This window comes from Amycolatopsis orientalis (assembly GCF_000943515.2).
GTDB classification, from domain to species: domain Bacteria; phylum Actinomycetota; class Actinomycetes; order Mycobacteriales; family Pseudonocardiaceae; genus Amycolatopsis; species Amycolatopsis orientalis.
In genome coordinates this window covers 4544392-4563348 of record NZ_CP016174.1, presented here as the reverse complement: position 1 = coordinate 4563348, position 18957 = coordinate 4544392, and the positions used below count along the sequence as shown (strand labels likewise).

At 68.8% G+C, this 18957-nt stretch carries 21 protein-coding genes; 9 read left to right on the top strand and 12 right to left on the bottom strand.

Going from position 1 to position 18957, the window contains the following annotated elements; translation table 11 throughout:
* Positions 1 to 22: 22 nt before the first annotated feature.
* From nikE to SD37_RS19925, 5 genes are all read right to left on the bottom strand, one after another.
* Entirely contained in the window at positions 23 to 1672 is a 1650-nt protein-coding gene (gene nikE, locus SD37_RS19945) for a nickel ABC transporter ATP-binding protein NikE (RefSeq protein WP_044853307.1), read from the bottom strand.
* Positions 1669 to 2574: an ABC transporter permease gene (locus SD37_RS19940; protein WP_044853306.1), complete on the bottom strand. Its 906-nt coding sequence runs from the start codon at positions 2572 to 2574 to the stop codon at positions 1669 to 1671. The genes nikE and SD37_RS19940 overlap by 4 nt, the downstream gene beginning before the upstream one ends.
* Positions 2571 to 3602, bottom strand: coding sequence for an ABC transporter permease (locus SD37_RS19935; protein ID WP_044853305.1), 1032 nt, complete (start codon positions 3600 to 3602; stop codon positions 2571 to 2573). The genes SD37_RS19940 and SD37_RS19935 overlap by 4 nt, the downstream gene beginning before the upstream one ends.
* A gap of 9 nt (positions 3603 to 3611) precedes the next feature.
* Positions 3612 to 5399: an ABC transporter substrate-binding protein gene (locus tag SD37_RS19930; protein ID WP_044853304.1), complete on the bottom strand. Its 1788-nt coding sequence runs from the start codon at positions 5397 to 5399 to the stop codon at positions 3612 to 3614.
* 389 nt (positions 5400 to 5788) lie between these two features.
* Complete coding sequence (locus SD37_RS19925; RefSeq protein ID WP_236725424.1) at positions 5789 to 7579, bottom strand: hypothetical protein; 1791 nt, start codon at positions 7577 to 7579, stop codon at positions 5789 to 5791.
* A 111-nt stretch (positions 7580 to 7690) separates the two neighbouring features.
* Between SD37_RS19925 and SD37_RS19920 the strand changes: the two genes are divergently transcribed.
* Genes SD37_RS19920 through SD37_RS43195 form a run of 3 tightly spaced genes read left to right on the top strand, consistent with a single transcriptional unit; the run spans position 7691 to position 9431 of the window.
* The gene (locus SD37_RS19920) at positions 7691 to 8068 is read left to right on the top strand and encodes a cupredoxin domain-containing protein (RefSeq protein WP_044853302.1); all 378 of its coding nucleotides are present in this window, start codon (positions 7691 to 7693) and stop codon (positions 8066 to 8068) included.
* Positions 8065 to 9288 (top strand): hypothetical protein, encoded by a 1224-nt coding sequence (locus SD37_RS19915; RefSeq protein ID WP_044853301.1) that lies wholly within the window; start codon positions 8065 to 8067, stop codon positions 9286 to 9288. The genes SD37_RS19920 and SD37_RS19915 overlap by 4 nt, the downstream gene beginning before the upstream one ends.
* Positions 9285 to 9431, top strand: coding sequence for a hypothetical protein (locus SD37_RS43195; RefSeq protein ID WP_162835874.1), 147 nt, complete (start codon positions 9285 to 9287; stop codon positions 9429 to 9431). Before SD37_RS19915 ends, SD37_RS43195 begins: the two co-directional genes overlap by 4 nt.
* Positions 9432 to 9436: 5 nt before the next feature.
* On the opposite strand, the gene SD37_RS19910 is transcribed toward SD37_RS43195, so the two are convergent.
* Entirely contained in the window at positions 9437 to 9871 is a 435-nt protein-coding gene (locus SD37_RS19910; protein ID WP_044853300.1) for a VOC family protein, read from the bottom strand.
* 287 nt (positions 9872 to 10158) lie between these two features.
* Positions 10159 to 10707 (bottom strand): TetR/AcrR family transcriptional regulator, encoded by a 549-nt coding sequence (locus SD37_RS19905; RefSeq protein WP_044853299.1) that lies wholly within the window; start codon positions 10705 to 10707, stop codon positions 10159 to 10161.
* A 92-nt stretch (positions 10708 to 10799) separates the two neighbouring features.
* Between SD37_RS19905 and SD37_RS19900 the strand changes: the two genes are divergently transcribed.
* Both SD37_RS19900 and SD37_RS19895 read left to right on the top strand, forming a co-directional pair.
* Positions 10800 to 11084: an antibiotic biosynthesis monooxygenase gene (locus SD37_RS19900; RefSeq protein ID WP_044853298.1), complete on the top strand. Its 285-nt coding sequence runs from the start codon at positions 10800 to 10802 to the stop codon at positions 11082 to 11084.
* Entirely contained in the window at positions 11081 to 11659 is a 579-nt protein-coding gene (locus SD37_RS19895) for a DUF2867 domain-containing protein (protein WP_044853297.1), read from the top strand. Before SD37_RS19900 ends, SD37_RS19895 begins: the two co-directional genes overlap by 4 nt.
* Positions 11660 to 11701: 42 nt before the next feature.
* Here SD37_RS19895 and SD37_RS19890 read toward each other — a convergent pair whose 3' ends face one another.
* The gene (locus SD37_RS19890; protein ID WP_044853296.1) at positions 11702 to 12148 is read right to left on the bottom strand and encodes a winged helix-turn-helix transcriptional regulator; all 447 of its coding nucleotides are present in this window, start codon (positions 12146 to 12148) and stop codon (positions 11702 to 11704) included.
* A gap of 88 nt (positions 12149 to 12236) precedes the next feature.
* On the opposite strand from SD37_RS19890, the gene SD37_RS19885 reads away from it, so the two are divergent.
* The 3 genes from SD37_RS19885 to SD37_RS19875 all read left to right on the top strand — a co-directional run bounded on the left by SD37_RS19885 (position 12237) and on the right by SD37_RS19875 (position 15406).
* The gene (locus tag SD37_RS19885; protein ID WP_044853295.1) at positions 12237 to 13418 is read left to right on the top strand and encodes a thiolase family protein; all 1182 of its coding nucleotides are present in this window, start codon (positions 12237 to 12239) and stop codon (positions 13416 to 13418) included.
* Positions 13415 to 14452: a (4Fe-4S)-binding protein gene (locus tag SD37_RS19880; protein ID WP_044853294.1), complete on the top strand. Its 1038-nt coding sequence runs from the start codon at positions 13415 to 13417 to the stop codon at positions 14450 to 14452. The genes SD37_RS19885 and SD37_RS19880 overlap by 4 nt, the downstream gene beginning before the upstream one ends.
* A 66-nt stretch (positions 14453 to 14518) precedes the next feature.
* On the top strand, positions 14519 to 15406 hold the full coding sequence (locus SD37_RS19875; RefSeq protein WP_044853485.1) for a sigma-70 family RNA polymerase sigma factor: 888 nt from the start codon (positions 14519 to 14521) through the stop codon (positions 15404 to 15406).
* Positions 15407 to 15496: 90 nt separating this feature from the next.
* Here the strand turns inward: SD37_RS19875 and SD37_RS19870 are convergent, their stop codons facing one another.
* A complete protein-coding gene (locus SD37_RS19870) occupies positions 15497 to 16576 on the bottom strand; it encodes a glycoside hydrolase family 5 protein (RefSeq protein WP_044853293.1) in 1080 nt (359 codons plus the stop codon).
* Positions 16577 to 16755: 179 nt separating this feature from the next.
* Between SD37_RS19870 and SD37_RS44310 the strand changes: the two genes are divergently transcribed.
* Complete coding sequence (locus SD37_RS44310; protein WP_418189818.1) at positions 16756 to 17130, top strand: PIG-L deacetylase family protein; 375 nt, start codon at positions 16756 to 16758, stop codon at positions 17128 to 17130.
* 52 nt (positions 17131 to 17182) lie between these two features.
* Here SD37_RS44310 and SD37_RS44305 read toward each other — a convergent pair whose 3' ends face one another.
* The 3 genes from SD37_RS44305 to SD37_RS19855 form a co-directional block, all read right to left on the bottom strand.
* Positions 17183 to 17359, bottom strand: a complete 177-nt coding sequence (locus SD37_RS44305) for a hypothetical protein (protein WP_418189817.1) — start codon at positions 17357 to 17359, stop codon at positions 17183 to 17185.
* A complete protein-coding gene (locus tag SD37_RS19860) occupies positions 17356 to 17946 on the bottom strand; it encodes a CGNR zinc finger domain-containing protein (RefSeq protein WP_044853292.1) in 591 nt (196 codons plus the stop codon). Before SD37_RS19860 ends, SD37_RS44305 begins: the two co-directional genes overlap by 4 nt.
* 156 nt (positions 17947 to 18102) lie before the next feature.
* The gene (locus tag SD37_RS19855) at positions 18103 to 18948 is read right to left on the bottom strand and encodes an LLM class flavin-dependent oxidoreductase (RefSeq protein ID WP_037312429.1); all 846 of its coding nucleotides are present in this window, start codon (positions 18946 to 18948) and stop codon (positions 18103 to 18105) included.
* Between the last annotated feature and the right edge of the window lie 9 nt (positions 18949 to 18957).

Sequence of the window (18957 nt, the reverse complement as noted above, 5' to 3'; positions counted from 1 at the left end):
TCGGACACGGGAATCCCGTCGGTCAGCGGTCCACCGCCGCCCGCTGAGCGGTACCGCCCGGCAGCGCGGCGAGCAGCGACTTCGTGTACTCGTGTTTCGGGTCCAGGAGGACCTCTTCCACGGTACCGACCTCCACCAGCTCCCCGCGGTACATCACCGCGACCCGGTCGGCGATGTTCCACGCCAGCCCGAGGTCGTGAGTGATCACCAGCCCGGCGAGACCCAGATCACGCCGCAGGCGCAGCAGCAGCGCGAGGATCTCCCCCCGCACCGACGCGTCGAGCGACGCCACCGGTTCGTCGGCCACGACCACACCGGGGTTCAGCGCGAGCGCGCCCGCGATGACCACCCGCTGCCGCTGCCCGCCGGACAGCTCGTGCGGGAGCCGGTCGAGGAACTTCTCCGCGGGCCGTAGTTCGGCCGCTTCGAGGGCCTTGACGACGATGTCGTGCTCGTTCGCGCCCATGCCGTGGATGCGCGGGCCCTCCGCGACGGCCTCGTACACCGTGTGGTTCGGGTTCAGCGCGCTGGTCGGGTCCTGCAGGACCAGCTGGACCTGCCGCCGGTACGCCTTGAGCCCGGCACCGCCGAGCGGGACCGGTTCGCCGTCGTACCGCACCGCGCCGGAGTCGGGTTTCTGCAGCCCGAGCAGCGTGCGGGCCAGCGTCGTCTTACCCGATCCCGACTGGCCGACCAGCGCGACGATCTCGTCCTTCCGCACCTGGAGGCTCACCCCGGCGACAGCGTGGATCCGCTTGCCGGTGCGGTCGCGGAAGCTGACGCGCAGGTCCTCGGCCTCCAGCAGCGCGGGCTGGTCGGCGACGCGGTCCGGTTCCGGGGGCAACGGCGTGCTGGTGGCCGGGGCGAACCGCGAAACCGGGTCGCCGACGGTCGGAAAGGCGGCCGCCAGCGCCTTGCTGTGCTCGTGCCGGGGCGCGCTCATCAGCTCCGCGCTCGGCCGTTCCTCGACGATCTCGCCGTCGTACATGACCGCGATCCGGCGGCAGGTCGCGGCCAAGACCGACAGGTCGTGACTGATCATGATCAGCCCGATCCCCTGCTCGGCGACCAGCCTGCCCATCAGGTCGAGCACCTGGGCCTGGACGATGACGTCGAGTGCGGTGGTCGGCTCGTCGGCGATGATCAGCCTCGGCGAGCAGGCGAGCGCCATCGCGATCATGACGCGCTGCTTCTGCCCGCCGGACAGCTCGTGCGGGTACGCCCCGGCCCGGCCGGGCGGCAGGTCGACCTGTTCGAGCAGTTCGGAGACCTTGGCCTGGACGGCGGCGTCCGAGAGCGCCTTGCCACCGGGTGGGTGCAGCCGGATCGGCTCGGCGATCTGCTCGCCGATCTTGCGGACCGGGTTGAGCGCGTGCATCGCGCCCTGGAACACGATCGAGGCCCCGGCCCAGCGCACCGCGCGCAGCCTGCCCCATTTCATGGCCGTGATGTCTTCGCCGTCCAGCAGGATCTCGCCGCTGATCTTCGCCGAACGCGGAAGCAGCCGCAGGACGCTCATCGCGACGGTCGACTTCCCCGACCCCGACTCCCCCGCCACGCCGAGCGTGTCGCCGGGTTCCAGCACCAGGTCGACGCCACGGACGGCGGCGACCTCGCCGGTGCCGGTGGCGTAGGTGACGCCGAGGTTCTTCAGTTCCAGCAAGGGGCTCATGAGTGCTGTCCCTTCAGGCGCGGGTTCAGCACGGTCTCCAGCGCGCGTCCGACGAGGGTGAAGGCGAGGACGATCACGACGATCGCGATACCCGGTGGCAGCAGGTTCCACCAGGCACCCCGGGTGATGGCCCCGTTGTTCAGCGCGGTCTGCAGCATCGCGCCCCAGGAGATGGCGTTCGGGTCGCCGACCCCCAGGAAGGCGAGGGTGGCGTCGGCGATGACCGCGTTGCCGACGACCAGTGTGGTGTTGGCGAGCACGAGCGGCATGACGCCGGGCAGCACGTGTTTGCCGACGATGTGCAGGTGCCCGCCGCCCAACGCCTTCGAGCGCTCGATGTACGGCCTGCTCTCGATGGTCAGCGTCTGCGCACGGACCAGCCGCGCGGTGCTCGGCCAGGCGGTGACGCCGATGGCGATGATCACGGTCGCGGTGTTCCGGTCGAGGACCGCGGCCAGTACGACGGCCAGCACGAGCGACGGCAGCACCAGGAAGAAGTCCGTGAACCGCAGCAGCAGGCTGGAGAGCCAGCCACCGAAATGCGCGGCCGCGATCCCGATGATCGTCCCGATCAGCACCGACAGGAACGCGGCGGAGAACCCCACGAGCAGGGAGATCCTCGCGCCCCAGTAGGTCATCAGGAGAACGGATCGGCCGTCGATGTCGGTGCCGAGCCAGAAGTCCGCGCTCGGGGGCGCCAGCGGACCGCCGGTGACCTTGGTGACGTCGAGCCCCGACTCGTCGGTCAGGACCGGCGCCAGGATCGCCAGCACGGTGACCACGCCGAGGAAGACCAGCCCGGTCAGCCCGGCCTTGTTGGCCGCGAACTCACGCCAGTGTTTCGCCACCGCCGCCCGGCGGCGGCGCCAGGCGATCGTGCTCGGTTTCTCCACACTGGTCATGCCGTCCGCACCCTCGGGTCGAGTACGCGGTAGAGCAGTTCCGCGAACAGGTTCATCACCACGACCGCACCGGCCAGGACCACGAAAACTCCTTGCAGGAGAGGGAGATCCGGTCCCTGGAGGGACGTGTAGAGCAGCTGGCCGAGGCCTGGCCAGCTGAACACGGCCTCCACCGAGACCGCACCGGACACCACCATGCCGAACTGGATGAAGATGAGCGTGACCGTCGGCAGGAGCGCGTTGGGCACCGCGTGCTTGCGCCGCACCAGGTCGTCTCGCAACCCCTTCGCCCGCGCGGTGGTGAGGTAGTCGGAGTTCATCTCCCCGATGAGGGACGACCGCATCACGAGCATGTACTGGGCGTAGAAGACCACGAGCAATGTCAGGCAAGGCAGCACCAAGTGGTGCAGGACGTCGAGGCCCTCGGAGAAGAACCCGGGTTCGACGTCCGGGGAATGCATGCCCCGGCTGGGGAAGAGCCCGTTCGTCGCGACCAGCAGGATGAGCCCCAGCCAGAACTGCGGGACCGACCACAGCGTGAGCGCGACACCGGTCTGGACGCGGTCGAAGGTGCTGTCGCGCCGCCACCCCGCCCGGACGCCGAGCCACAGCCCGAGCAGGATCGCGAGTACCGTCGCGCTGCCGACGAGCAGGATGGTCGGCCACAGGCGTTCACCGATCAGGGCGGCGACCGGCTGCCGCAGGATGTAGGACTGGCCCATGTCGCCGGTGAGCAGACCGGTGACGTAGTCCCAGAACTGCACCAGCAGGGGCTTGTCCACGCCCAGCTGCTCGCGCAGTTCCGCCATCATCTTCGCGTCGGTCGGCCGGTCGCGGACCATGGTCCGGACCGGGTCGCCGGGCAGCATCCGGAACAGGAAGAAGCCGAGTACGACGACCAGGACGAGGCTGGCCACCGCCTCGCCGATCTTCGTGAGGACGAACCGGGCGGTCCCGGTCCCGCCCCGGCGCTCGTCTGGATCGACGAGCGCCGAGGACTGATCGAGGGAACTGAGTGCTTCGGTCAACGCGGTCCTTTACTCCCGGTCGTCGGCCGACTTGCCGCGCCGCCCGAGCAGCACGCCGCCGCCGACGAGCACCACGAGCACGACCGCGCCGATACCGATCCACAGTCCGGTGTTGCTGCTTTCTTCGGTGTTCGCCGCCGCGGCCGCTTCGGCCGGAGTGGCACCATAGACGCCCCAGTAGCCGGACTGCTCGAGGATCGCGCCGTCGGGCTGCGGCTGCTTGGTGAACGAGGCGAACTTGTCCGAGCGGTAGGCCTCGAGCACGTTGTCGTAGTCCAGGACGACGTCGACGTACTCGCCCGCCAGGACGGCCTGCGCCTGCTTGACGATCTCGGCGCGCTTGGCCGGGTCGAACTCGGTCAGCTGCTTCTTGTACAGGTCTTCGTAGCGCGGGTCGCAGAAGAACGTCGCCGAGCTGCCGCCGTTGCCCTGGGCGTTCGGGCGGTCGGCGCAGGTGTTCAGGCTCAGCGCGTAGTCCGGGTCGGGCGAGGTGCCGTAACCGGAGATCGCGAGGTCGTAGTTGCCCGCGGTGGTGCGGTCGTCCAGCTCGTCGTCGGAGACGAGCTCCTGTTTGACGGCGATGCCGATGTCCTTGAGCCAGCCGCCGACGAACTGGGCGGTGCGCTGGTCGAACGGCCGGTTCGCGTGGCCGGCGAGCCGGAACTCCAGCTTCGCGCCGCCGGGAGCGACGCGGATGCCGTCCGGTCCCTTGGCGTAGCCCGCCTGATCGAGCGTGGTGTTCGCGGCCGCGAGGTCGAACTTGGTCTTCTCCGCGTCCGACGGGCTCCAGGTGTAGGCCTTGTAGATCGCCGGCACGACGCCGGTTCCGGGCTGGCCGTAGCCGTTCATCACCTTTTCGACGATGGTCTTGGTGTCGATGGCCTGCGCGATCGCCTTGCGGACGCGGAGGTCCTTGAGGATCGGGTTTCCGTCACCGATCGGCTGGTCGAGCACGTTCTTGACGCCGAAGTTGATGATGAGCTCGTTGTACCGGCGGCCCGGCGCCTTGTTCGTGGTGACGTTCTTCTCGCTCTTGAGCGCGTCGAACTGCGTCGGCGTGAGCCGGTTGATGACGTCGACCTCGCCCTGCTTGAGCGCGTTCACCGCGGCCTCGGCGTCCTTGAACTGCAGCAGCTGCAGTTCGTCGACCTTGGGCGCGCCACGCCAGTAGTCCTTGTTCGCCTTGAACTTCACGAACTCGTTCTTCTTGTACTCGGTCAGCAGGTACGGCCCGCTGCCCACGCCGACGACCGCCATCTCGTCGGTCGAGGGGGCGTTGAGGTCCTTGATCGGCTCCCAGATGTGCTTGGGCACGATCGGCACGTCGAGCGAGGTCATGCTCGACTGCGGGGCCTTGGTCTTGATGACGAGCGTCTTGTCGTCCGGCGCCGAAACCGACGCGAAGTTGCTGACGTAGCTGCCGTTCGCGGTGCGGGCGTTCTCGTCGTCGAGCATCCGCTGGAAGGTGTAGGCGGGGTCGGCCGCCGTGACCGGCTTGCCGTCGGACCACTTCATCCCCTGGCGGATGGTGAAGGTCCAGGTGAGCTTGTCGTCGGAGGTCTTCCACGACTCCGCGACACCGCCCGTGGGCTGGGTGTCCTCGGCCGACGGCAGGGTCAGGAACTCGTAGTTGAACCGGCCGACCTGCGTCGCCGCCGACAGCTGGGCGGTGAAGGGGTTCAGGTGGTCGATCCCTGTCGTGAGCGCCACCCGCAGCACCTTGCCCTGCTGCTGGGCCGCCGCGACCGGCACGAAAGGCACCGTCGCGACCGCCGAAGCGGCAAGAACCGCGACCACGCGAAGACCGCGTCGTCTGGGAAAACGCTCTGTGCGCACGAAGACCACCCCATCGAAATTCGCTGTGTCCCAACCCCCGAGGCGGAAAAGTAACCACATGTCGCGGTAACCGCGCAATGACTCGCCAATACCGATCGTGCACGGCGGACGTCATCGCGTGGTCGATAGCTACTTTGTGTTTTAACTAAGTAGCGTTGAGTCACCGATTCGACGCGTGAAGTGGGAACACGTGCAGTGTCCTGGGCATTCAAGGGAAGCGTGCTTGCAGAACGCTTGCGCGCGATGATGCTCAATCGATACGCGCGAACGAAGTGGGAGCAAAGCGTTTCGTCCTCTGGATGCGGTACTTGCGCACGCAACTACCGCATCCAGAGGACGAAACGCGACGTTCAGCCGACGGAGACCTCGCGTCGCCGCGCCGTGGCGGCGGAGGCGTAGAGCCACGCGAACAGCGCCCACATCGCGGCGAAGATCAGCCCGACGGTGGCGTAGGCGACCGTCCACAACACGGCGGGGGTCTCCGACTTCCGTTCCCGCTGCAGGAACTCGATCTCGGACATGAACGCCCTCGGCCCGGACGCCGCGTCGATCGCCGGGGCGTTCGCGGCCGGGTCGGCGGGCGCGTAGATCGGCGCGAGCCCCATCATCCGGTTCGGCACGTGCACCCGGATCCCGGTCTTCCACTGGCCGAACACGGGCAGCGGCTGCGCGGTGCGATAGACGCCATCCCCGATCTTCTCCAGCGGCGCGGTGAAGAAATCGCCACCCTGCCAAGCGAAACCGTTCAGCCAGACAGCGTCGTCGGCCAGGTCTGGCCGGGAGATCGTGACGGTCGCGTCGACCCACCGGGGCACGCCGCCGCCGTGCGGATTCGAGATCGGCAGTCCGGTCGCGGCCTCGGTGAGCCGGACATCGGCGGTGAAGCCGGCTTCCGGATCCTGCGGGACGGCGACGGCCGACATCAGGGCGACCACGCCCAGCGCGCCGACGAGCCCGACCGCGTGCCGCGGCCCCGCCGCGGGCACCAGGGTCGCCGTCTCCTCCACCCGCTGGTACTGCCAGACCCCGACGAACGCGCCCCCGATCGCCGCGCCGGTCCCGAAGAGAACGAACAACGGCAGGGGGGCGGCCGGCCACGGATTCGGCATCAGCCAGTGGGTGAAGGCCGCCTCGGCGAGCATCCCGGCCGTCCCGACGAGCAGGCCGGCGACGGCGGCGAACGAGTACCCCTGCCGGTTGCGCATCACCAGGGCGACGACCTCGACGATCACCGCTTCGGCGATGTACGGCAGGAGCGAGGCCACGTGCAGGTCGGCGAACAGCGGGATGACGGTGAAGGACGCGCGCGAGGCAAGGAAGACCGCGACGACGATCAGCGCGCCGCCAGGCCCCCAGGACAGCCGTCCATACGTCAGGGTCCAAGCACCGATCAGGCCGACGAGCACGACCTGCGACAGCATCGGGAACTGCGGCACGCCGAGGTCGAACTCCATCAGGAACGCCGACGCGCCCATCATCCAGGCTCCGGCGAGCACCGGCCCGAGCAGGCGCACGATCGGCCCGGTCGCGCCGACCTGGCGGGCCTCGCCGAGCAGCAGCTGGAGACCGAGGACGACACAGACGCCGCCACCGATCATCAGCACGTGGGTGGGCCCCCATTCGGTGACGTCCTGACCGAACAGCCGGTGCCACACGTCATCGAGCGGGAACCCCGCGATACCGACGAGACCGGTGGCCATCATCTGGATGGAGCCCATCGGGGCGCGCCAGTGCGGGCCGATGCGGAAGGTGCGCTTCGGGAGATCCTTGGTCGCCAAGGTCGCGCTGAGCACGCCGCTGGCGAAAATCCCCATCAGTCCGAAGTAGATCGGGTAGTGCGACGGATTCGCGAGCGGACCTTCGTCGCGGCCGAGTTCCATGTGGATCGGCACGTCCCAGTAGACCCCGATCAGCGCCGACATCCCGGACAGGAAGGCGACGAACATCGGCAGCGCCGCCCAGCGCGGGAGGCCGCTGAACTCCCCCATCCAGTCGGCGACGCGACCGAAGAGGGTCCGCTTCCCCGCACGCTCGCGGAGGACGAAAACAGCCAGGGGCAGGAAGACCGCGGTGAACATCAGGCCCGCGATGACGATCTGCCCGAATTGCGCGCCGCCGGCAGGCGGGCTCTCCTGAGCCATGAACACCGTGCTCGCCTTCCTGCTAACCTAAGTAACTGTTACCTTGGGGTAACACGATAGGGGCAAGGTCCCGGACAGGCAAGCCGGGGCGTACGACTTGGAGGGACCTCGATGCGGAGGATCGGCGGGATTTGCGGGATCACCGTGGCCGCACTGCTGGCCGTGACGGGCTGTTCTGGCTCGGCAGGCACCGAACCGGCCCAGAATCCGGCCCAGAGCGGCGGCACCCGAACGGTGAAGTTCTCGATCACCGAAGGCAAGCGCACGGCGGGCCCGGAAGAGGTCGCGGTGCGCACCGGCGAGAACGTCGCGCTGGAGGTCACCTCCGATCAGGCGGACGAACTGCACGTCCACGGCTACGACAAGGCCGCCCAGCTCGCTCCCGGGGTTCCGGGGACCGTCGCCTTCACCGCGAACATCGACGGGATCTTCGAGGTGGAACTGCACAAGAGCGGCGCGGCGGTGACCAAGCTCCGGGTGAGCGGATGATCCTCGCGCACGGTCTCGGCGGCCGGTCCGATCTGCCGGTCCCGCTGTGGCTCGCGCTCTACGCGGGAGCGGCGGCCGTCGTGATCTCCTTCTTCGCGCTCACCGCGCTCTGGAAGGAACCCCGGCTCCGCGGTGCCGATGCCGGTCGCCCGCTTCCCCTCGCCCTGCAACGGATCGCCGACAGCACGTTCACCCGCGTCGCGTCGCGCGTGCTCGGCGTGGCGCTCTTCGCCGGCTTCCTGGCGATGGCCTGGGCGGGCCCCGCCACCTCGGCGGACAACCCGGCTCCGGCGTGGTTCTACGTCTGGTTCTGGGTCGGGCTGGTGCCGCTCTCACTGGTGTTCGGCCCGGTCTGGCGGCGGCTGAATCCACTGAGGACGGTCGCTTCCCTGATCCCCGTCCGGCACCGCGAACCGCCGGAGAGGTGGGGTTATCTGCCCGCGATCGTCGGTCTCCTGGCGTTTCTTTGGCTGGAACTGGTCTTTCCCCACTCCGACTCGCCGCGGGCGATCGCTCTTTTCTGCACCGTGTATGCCGTTATACACATTGCACTCGGTGTCGTATTCGGTCCGCGCTGGTTCGATCGCGGCGACGCCTTCGAGGTCTACGCGCGCCTGGTCGCGGGCCTCTCCCCCTTCGGAAGACGGGCCGACGGGCGGCTCGTGCTCCGGAACCCGCTGGACGGGTTGCTCACGCTCTCCCCCGCGCCCTGGCTGACCGCGCTGGTCCTCGTGGTGCTGGGCTCGACGGCGTTCGACGGCCTGACCCGGCTCCCGTTCTGGACGTCGCTGGACGCCGGTGTCCTCGGCGGCACCGCCGGGCTCGCGGCCTGTATCGCGCTCACCTACGGCGCCTACGCGGGTGCCATCGGCCTGACCAGGCCCTACCTGCGCCGCGGCTTCGATCCGTATCCCGCGTTCGCGCCGTCGCTGATCCCGATCATGGCCGGGTACACGATCGCGCATTACTTCTCGTTTGCGGTGTTCTCCGGACAGCAGGGCTTCGGCCGCACGATCGACTACACGGTCGTCTCGACCGGGATGATCGCGCTGGTCCAGATCGCCGGAATCGTCGCCGGGCACGTGCTGGCCGTAACCTCGGCACATGATCGTTCCGTCGGCGTGCTGCGCGCGAACTATGTCAAGGTGGGCCAATACCCCATGCTGGCGCTGATGATCGGCTACACCGCGCTCGGGATCGCGCTGGTCTCCGGCTCATGACCATCGCGGCGCGGGTGATGATGATGCACCAAGGCGGCTGGGACGAGATCCTCATCTTCGTCGGCCCCGTGGTGATCATCGGGCTGCTCATCTACGTCGCGCGCAAACAGGTCCCGACCACCCCTGAAGAGGACGACGAATAAGCGGCTCAGTCGAGGCAGAACTCGTTGCCCTCGATGTCCTGCATCACGATGCAGGATTCGTTGACGCCGTCGGCCAGCATGACCCGCTGGCGGACCGCGCCGAGCGCGATCAGTCGTTCGGCCTCGGCCTGAAGGGCGGCTAGGCGTTCGTCGCCCACGAGCCCGGTGCCCGCCCGCACGCAGAGGTGCACCCGGTTCTTGACGACCTTGCCTTCGGGCACACGCTGGAAGTACATCCGCGGGCCGACGCCGGTGGGATCGCTGCAGACGAACGACGCGTCCTGCTCTTCGGGCGGCAGGGTGCGGTTGTAGTCGCTCCAGGAGGCGAACCCCTCCGGCGGCGGGGGAACGACGTAACCCAGGACCTCGCACCAGAACCGGGCGACCCGCTCGGGTTCCGCGCAGTCGAAGGTGACCTGGAACTGTTTGACCGACGCCATGCGATCACTTTAGCGGCGCGTGCCGCACCAAGATCCCGGGCACCGTCCGTGAGGGCCTCCTTTTCGTCGCGAGGCCACGTTTTCGCCCCACGTGGTCACTCGCTGTGGCTGCGGCGCGTAAGTGTCACACCCCTCACGTCGGTCGCCGTCCTGGGAGCGGCACGGACCAGTAGTTATGCGCCTTCGCCGGGACCCGAGTGTGGAGAATTAGAGACGTTCAACGTCCCAAATCCTCCACACTCGAGGTAACTCCCGACCGACGCCGGGGGCACGCCCATGACTGTCCCCTAACCGCCGAGCAGCAGGGTCCCGGCGAGTTCGGTGACCTCGTCGCGGCTGCGCCCGCCGTGGTCGGCTGCCATGAAGTGCTTGCCGACGAGCAGCGAGAAAGCCAGCAGGCAGCGGGCTTCGACCTCGTCCTCGTCGGTGAAGATCTCGCGCATCAGGGAACGCAGGTAGTCCATCCGCTGGTTGTCGACCCGCCTGAGCCGTTCGGCGACGTCGGGATCGCGGCGCGACCAGTCGCGGATGGCGAGGTCGACGGCCAGGACACGCTCGGTGATGAGGATGCCGGCCCGCCGGATCTTCGCCTTGGCGTCGCCGCCTTCGCGCTCGACGCTCGCGATCAGCTCACCGGTGCTCGTACGTTCCCAGGTGGCCAGCATTTCCTCGATCAGCGCTCCGCGATCGGCGAAATACCCGTAGAAGCCGCCTTTGGTGACTCCCAGCGTCTTCGCGAGCGCCTCGACGCGGACGGCGCCAGGGCCTCCGGCGGCCAGCGCGCGCAACCCCGCGTCGATCCACGCTTGCGGCGGAGTCCGGGTCTCAGCGGCCATGTGATCACCGTATCCCCCGTCACGCCGTCACCACGACAGCGATATATACGCTACCGTATAGATGGCGGAACGCACTGGGAGGAATCAACGACATGACTGTCGGTTTCGTGGCCACGCACTACCCGCACACCGACCATCACGACGCCTTCGTCTCGCGGGTCCAGCGGGTCGCCGAAGTGCTGCGCTCCACTCCGGGCTGCCTCGCGGCCGAATGCTGGGTCACCGCCGCCGGCGACGCCGTGGTGTCGATCGCGCGCTGGGAATCCGAAGCGGCACAAGCGGCTTCGATGCAGGCCCTCGGCTCGGCCGATGTGGACGTGGCCTTCGACGAACGCGAAGTCCGTCCCCGCGAGATCGTCCAACTGGTGTCGGCATGAAACTCGCGAACACGGCCCACACCGGCCGTTCCTGGCGGATCCACGAGGTGGCCGGGGACTTCGACCTCGAAGACGTCTGGGCACTGGACACCCCCGGCGGTCCCGATGATTTCCCCGAGCTGGTGAAGCAGTTCGCGTCGGGTCGCTTCCCGGACGGTGCGCCCGTGATCGTCCGAGCCCTGTGGTCACTGCGGTGGAAACTGGGCGTGCTCTTCCGTTTGGACAAAAGGGATTCCGGTCTCGACACGCGGGTGGGATCGCTGCGCGACCGCCTGCCGGAAGACCTCCGCGACACGCCGACCGGACCGGACGAGGACTGGCTGCCGTTCACCCCGGTCTACCGGCTGGACGACGAGTTCGCCGCGGAGATGGCGAACCGGACCATGCACGGCGTCCTGCACCTCGCGTGGATCGAGGAGGCGCCGGGGCACTACCGGGGTCAGCTGGCGGTGCTGGTCAAACCCAACGGCCGGTTCGGCCGGGCGTACATGGGGTTCATCAAGCCGTTCCGGTACCTGTTCGTCTATCCCGCGCTGATGCGGATGATCGCCCGGGAATGGAAGACCCGCCCCTGAAGTCTCGTGAGTGGTAATGACGGTTAGAACCGTCATTACCACTCACGAGGCCCGGACACGACGGGTGCTCCGGACCAGGGTCATGTCCTTCTCCCGCACCGGTTCGTGGCAGTGCGCGCAGACCGTCTCCGGCGCGAGCTCCTCCCCGCACGAATGCCGCCACACCGTCGGCGGCGGCCCCTCCGTGACGTACTTGTCGCCCCACGCCATGAGGTTCAGCAGCACGTGGTTGAGCGCGTGCCCCGCCTCGGTGAGCACGTACTCGTACCGCGGCGGATGCTCTTCGTAGAGCCGTTTTTCGAGGATTCCCGTCTCGACGAGCTTGCGCAGCCGCGCGGTCAGGATGTCCCGGCTCGCCCCGGTGTTGCGGACGATCTGGTCGAACCGCCGCGCCCCGAAGAACACCTCGCGCAGCGCGAGCAGGCTCCAGCGCTCCCCGATCACCTCCATCGCGTTGGCGATCGAGCAGTCCCTCGGTCCTTCGGTCATGCGACCAGCGTAAACCCAGTGAGTCTTGATTTCCAACCCACTCGGTGCCACAGTAAGTTGGAAATCCCAACTCACCCAGGAGGCAGCCGTGCACGACGCGGTCATCGTGGATGCCGTCCGCACCCCGATCGGCAAGGGCAAACCCGGCGGATCCCTGCACGAGGTCCATCCGGTCCAGTTGCTGGCCCACACCCTGCGCGCACTCGTCGAACGCACCGGGGTCGACCCGGCGCTGATCGACGACGTCATCGGCGGCGCGGTCGACCAGGTCGGCGAACAGGCCCAGAACGTCACGCGATGGGCGGCGCTCGCCGCCGGGCTGCCGGAAAGCGTGCCCGCGACCACCGTCGACCGGCAGTGCGGGAGCAGCCAGCAGGCCGTCCACTTCGCCGCGCAAGGCGTGATGGCCGGCGCCTACGACGTCGTCATCGCCTGCGGGGTCGAGTCCATGAGCCGTGTCCCGATGTGGTCCAACGTGCTGCCCGGTACCGACCCCCTCGGCCCCGGCGTCGCCGAGCGCTATCCGGAAGGCCTGGTACCGCAAGGGATCAGCGCCGAACTGATCGCCGCGAAATGGTCGCTCAGCCGCGAGGCGATGGACGAGTTCGCGGTGGAGTCGCACCGGAAGGCGGCGCGGGCGCACCAGCTCGGCCGGTTCGCGAGCCAGCTCGTGCCGATCGAGACACCGGCCGGCCTGGTCTCCACCGACGAGTCCGTCCGGCCCCGCACGGACCTCGAAACACTCGCCAAGTTGCGCCCGGCGTTCCAGGATCCGGCCGTGGCCGCGCGGTTCCCGCAGATCGACTGGTCGGTGACCGCGGGCAACAGCAGCCCGATCAACGACGGCGCCTCCGCCGTGCTCATCACCTCCAGTGAGACCGCCGCCAGGCTCGGCCTCCGGCCTCGCGCGCGCCTGCACAGTTTCGCCGTCACCGGCTCCGACCCGCTGCTCATGCTCACCGGCGTCATCCCGGCGACGGAGAAGGTGCTGCGGCGCGCGGGCCTGCACCTGGCCGACATCGACCTGTTCGAGATCAACGAGGCGTTCGCCAGTGTCGTGCTGGCGTGGCAGCAGGAGACCGGGGCCGACCCGGCCAAGGTCAACGTCCACGGCGGCGCGATCGCGCTGGGCCATCCGCTCGGCGCGAGCGGCACCCGGCTGATGGGCACGCTGGTCAACGCCCTGCACCACCACGGCGCCCGCTACGGGCTGCAGGCGATGTGCGAAGGCGGCGGCCAGGCCAACGCGACCATCCTGGAGGCGTTGTGACCGACCGCCTGCCCAGGAAACTGGCGGGTCATCCGTCGGTGCGGGCCGTCCTCGCCAAACCGCGCGACAAACCGTCGCCGGTGATCGACGCCGCCTGGCTCAAGGAGATCTGTCTCGCCGCGGGCGCCGACGACGCGGCCGCGGTCTCCCTCGACCATCCGGAGCTGGCGGGCGAACGCGAGCACGTCCTGCGCGCGCTGCCCGGTACCAAGACCCTGGTCTCGCTCGTGGTGCGGATGAACCGCGACGACGTCCGCTCCCCCGCCCGCAGCGTGGCCAACCAGGAGTTCCACCGCACCGGCGAGATCATCAACGAGGCCGGGCACACGATCGTCCGGAGGTTGCAGGACGCCGGGTACCGCGCAATCAACCCGTCCGCGACCTTCCCGATGGAGATGGAGAACTATCCGGGCCGGATCTGGGTGGTCGCGCACAAGACGGTCGCCGTCGCCGCCGGGCTCGGCGCCATGGGCCTGCACCGCAACGTCATCCACCCGAAGTTCGGGAACTTCGTGCTCCTGGCGACGTTGCTGCTCGACGCCGAGGTGTCCACCTACGGCGAAGCCCTCGACTACAACCCTTGCCTGGAGTGCAAGCTGTGCGTCGCGGCCTGTCCGATCGGCGCGATCTCGAAGACCGGCGAGTTCGATTTCCTGGCCTGCTCGACCCACAACTACCGCGAGTTCATGAGCGGCTTCACCGACTGGGCGCAGACCGTGGCCGACAGCGAGGACGCCGCCGACTTCCGGTCCAGGGTGACCGACTCGGAGAACGTGTCGATGTGGCAGAGCCTCGCGTTCAAACCGAACTACAAGGCCGCGTACTGCATGGCCGTCTGCCCGGCGGGCGAGGACGTGCTCGGGCCCTACCTCGACGACCGCCGCGGTTTCCTCGGCACCGTGGTCAAACCGCTGCAGGACAAGGTCGAGACGCTGTACGTGCGGCCGGGTTCGTCGGCGAAGTCCTACGCCGAACGCCGGTTCCCGCACAAACCGGTGAAGGAGGTCGACGGCGGATACCCGAAACGCCCCTAGGCACTGTCACATCTCCAGTGCCCCATCCGTCAGGGTTACGACGGACTGTGAAGAAGGATGGGGACCGTGGACGAACACGACTGGCTGGCCCGGCGTTTCGAAGGGCACCGGACGCACCTGAGGGCGGTGGCGTACCGGATGCTCGGCTCGCTGAGCGAGGCGGACGACGCCGTGCAGGAGGCCTGGCTGCGGCTCAGCCGGACAGGCACCGAGGACGTCGACAACCTCGGCGGCTGGCTGACCACCGTCGTCGGCCGGATCTGCCTCGACATGCTGCGCTCGCGCAAGTCGCGGCAGGAGGACCCCGTCGGCGCGCAGCTGCCCGACCCGATCATCGGCCGCGAGGGCGGGATCGACCCGGAACACGAGGTCCTGCTGGCGGATTCGGTCGGGCTGGCGCTCTTGGTCGTGCTCGACACGCTGGACCCGGCCGAACGGCTCGCGTTCGTGCTGCATGACATGTTCGCCCTGCCGTTCGACGAGATCGCGCCGATCGTGGGCCGGTCCCCCGGTGCGACCAGGCAGCTCGCCAGCCGCGCCCGGCGCCGTCTGCAGGGTTCGCCGACGGTCCCCGACGCGGACCTCACGCGTCAGCGGGAAGTCGTGGACGCGTTCTTCGCCGCCGCGCGGGGTGGCGACTTCGACGCCTTGGTCTCCGTGCTCGATCCGGACGTCGTGCTCCGCGCCGAGGGCGGCGTGGTTCCGGCGGGGACCACGCGCTCGGTGCGCGGGGCGGCCACGGTCGCGAGCCAGGCGCTCATGTTCCGGCAGGCCGGTGCCGGCGGGGTGCTGCGGCCCGTGCTGGTCAACGGGGCGGCGGGGATGGTCGTCACCAGGGACGGCGTTCCGCAGACGCTCTTCGCCTTCACCGTCGTGGCGGGGAAGATCGCGGCGATCGACCTCATCGCCGATCCGGATCGTCTCGCGACGCTCGCCTTCGAGCCACTCAGCTGAGGCACCGAGGCCGGGGGGGGTCATGAGGGGTCCCCATAGGACACTTTTCGTCCTATGGGGACCCCTCATGACACGCGCGCGCCGCCGGGATCAGGAGGTCGGGAAGTTGTCCGCGGTACGGATGCGGTCCCGGATCCAGACACCGGCCGGCTTCAGCGGAGCCGTACCGGTGAACGAGGAGCCCGAGCAGGTGCCCGGTTTGAACACCGCGCCCGAACGCCCGTCGTCGGAGAAGTTCCAGTTGGTCCAGCTGATCTTCTTCGACGCCAGGAAGTCCAGGTACTTCTGGGAGTTGGTGAAGTCGTTCCCGCCGTCACCGCTGGCGGTCTGGGTGCCGAACTCGGTCACGAACAGCGGGATCTTGTTCGCGGCCCGGCTCAGCGCGTTGAAGTACTCGGTTTTGTGCGACGCCGCGTAGAAGTGGAACGTGTACATGAAGTTGGTGGCGCGCACCGGGTTGTTGACGATGTCGGTCTCGTCGCGGCCGTCGGAGATGCCGAGCGAGCCCCAGCCGTGGGTGCCCACGAGCACGACGCCGTCCGAGTCCTGGGCGCGGATGACCGGGATCATCTGCTCCGCGTAGCTGCGGACGCGATCCCAGCTGACGTTGTTGGGCTCGTTGGCGATGTCGTAGATGATGTTCGTCTTGTCCTTGTGCCGCTGGGCGATCTCGGTGAAGAACGTCTTGGCGCGGCTGAGGTTGGCGTTCGGGTCGCCGGGGGTGAGCTGATGCCAGTCGACGAGGGCGTACATCCCCCGTTTGGTGGCTTCCTCGATGTAGGAGTGCACCATGTCGGTGAACTTGCGCGGGTTGGTCTCGTACCCGCCTTCCTGGATGTACATCGAGATCCGGAGGACGTCGGCCTTCCAGTCACCGGCCAGCGCGTCGAGCGAAGCGGTCTTCACGCATTGGCTGTACCACTGGATTCCGTGGGTGCTCATACCGCGGAGCTGGATCGGCTTGCCCGCGGAGTTGCAGAGCTGGAGGCCACAGACCTTCAGTTGTCCGTTGACCGCGGCCGGGCTGCCCGGCGGTAGCGCGGCGGCCACCCGTGCCGCCGGTTCTCCCGCGGTCTCGGTCGCCATCGACGTGCTCGCGACGGCGACCGGGGCCAGCAGTCCGGCGGCCAGCGCGGCCGTCACCCGGAGACGGATCTTGTCCCAGCGCATGGGGCTTCTCCTCTCGCGTCGGCGGCACCGGCGTCGATGTGCCGACGGTTCAGGGCGGCGGGTATTAAATAGGAAACTTTCCTTACTATTGGAAAGTAAAGGAGAGATTACCCACGAGCGCGACGGACGGTCAAGAGTCGACCACCCACGGTTTCGGCGACCTCGGGCATGCTCGGCGCGTGACGACCATCGTGGCCTTCCACGCGCATCCCGATGACGAAGCCCTGCTGACCGGGGGCACCCTCGCCCGCGCCGCCGCGGACGGACACCGCGTCGTGCTGGTGACCGCCACCATCGGCATGAAAGGAGCGGACGCGCCGCGACTGGCCGAACTCGAAGCGAGCGCCGAGGTGCTGGGCGTCGCGCGGGTCGTGCACCTCGGCTACGCCGGCAGCCGTCACGGCCCGATCCTGTATCCGGACCCGCCGGGCTGGGTCCGCTTTGTCCGCGCGAGCACCGACGAGGCGGCTTCCCGGCTCGTGGGGATCCTGCGCGAGGAGAAGGCGTCCGTACTCCTGAGCTACGACCGGAACGGCGGCTACGGCCACCCCTGACCACGTCAAGGTCCGAGATCACGCACGTTTTCGACGTCCGGCGCTTCGCGGGTCAGAAGCAGGCCGCGATCGCCGCCCACTCCTCCCAGGTGCGGGGGAACGGCAGGCTCGCGCCGCTGATGCGCGTCCTGACCCGGCTTCCCGCGCCGTTCTTCGGGCTCGTCTTCAACCGCGAGTGGTACATCGACGCGACGCCGTCCGGTTCACGGGTCCGAGCCGTCCGGTTCACGGGTCTGACCGGCGTACGCGGGCTCGGTACGCGGCGGCCTTGACGCGGTTCTGACAAGCCAGTCCGCAGTAACGCTTGATCTGCGCCTGGCTCGCGTCGACGTACACCTGATCGCACCGGGGCGCCGCGCACAGCCCGACCCGGTGCGGGATGTGCGCACCGAACGCGGCGGCCACGGACACCACCAGCCCGGCCGCCCACTGCTGGACGAGATCGGCCTCGGGGCTGTGGAAGTGCAGATGCCACGGCCGCTCGTCGTGCCGGTGCAGGACCGGTCGCGCCCGGCTGTCGGCGAGCATCCGGTTGAGCAGCCCGGCCGCTTGATCGTCCTCGTTCCGGGACAACGCCTCGATGACCTCCCGCAGCCGCGACGCGAGATCCCGCAATCGTTCCGCGGCGAGCAGATCGACCTGGCCGTCGCCCTCGATCGCGTCCGCGGCGGCGCGGACCAGTTCGTGCCCGCCGAGCGGAGATTTCGCCCGGCCGTGGGCGTACTCCCCGGTCAGGGCGTTGATCAGCGCGACCCCGGTTTCCAGCCGCATCGCGTGATGGCCGTCGAGTTCGGTCCCGTCCGGCTCGTCAGGCATCGGCCCCCTCCCCCGGCGTCGCTGGCTCGCAGGACGCTATCAAAGGCGGACGCCGCCGCAAGGGCGATGAAGTCGTTCGGAGCAACGGAATCCTGCGGAGGATGCAACGGAAGGACGGTGCGTTGGTCCTTTATGGACAGAGGGTGGACCGCCCGCTCACCAGCGTGGCGGGCCCGCGTCGACGATCTTCTGCGAAAGCTCCAGCGGATCGTGGTGCATCAGCGATTCCATCCACCAGGTCATCCCCGCCCCCGCCAGCGCGGGCAGGTCCACCTTGATCGGTTCCTCCCACGCGGGACTCGCGTTCCCGGCGACGGCGACGTCGAACGGCTTGCCCGGCTCCAGCCCGGCCATACCGAGCGCGCGGTGGGTCTCGGCGATCTCTTCGGCGGTCGGCGTGTGATCCTCGGGGTTGGGGAAGATCCCGTCGCACAGCGCCGCCCGCCGGACGACCCGCGGGTTGTCGGTGGAACTCGCCACCCAGATCGGGATCGGATACGGCTCGGGCGGCGCTTCGGCCAGGGCGACCTGATAGTGCGCGCCGTCGTGGTCGAAACGCCTGCCGGACCAGATCGCGCGGATGACGTCGAGGCCTTCGTCGAACATCGCCGACCGGGTCAGCAGGTCGGTCTGCTCGCCGAACCGGCTGAAGTCGCCGGATTCGTCCGAGCCGAGGCCCGTGCCGAGGATCAGCCTGCCGCCCGACAGCCTGCTGACCGTCGACGCGTGCCGTGCGACCACCCACGGGCGCCGCCGGGCTGGCGGGGTGATCATCGGCCCGAACCGCAGGCCGCTGGTGGCGTGCGCGATCGCGCCGAGCGTCGTCCACGGGTCGGCGATGGGCATCGTGTCGGCGACGACGTGGTCCCACAGGAAGAAACCGTCCCAGCCCGCCGCCTCCGCCCGTACGGCGAGATCGACGAGCACCGCGGGCTCACCGAACGGGCCGAAAGGCGGCAGGTAGACGGCGTGGCGGACCGTGCTGCCGGTCAAGTCGATCATCTCCCCAAC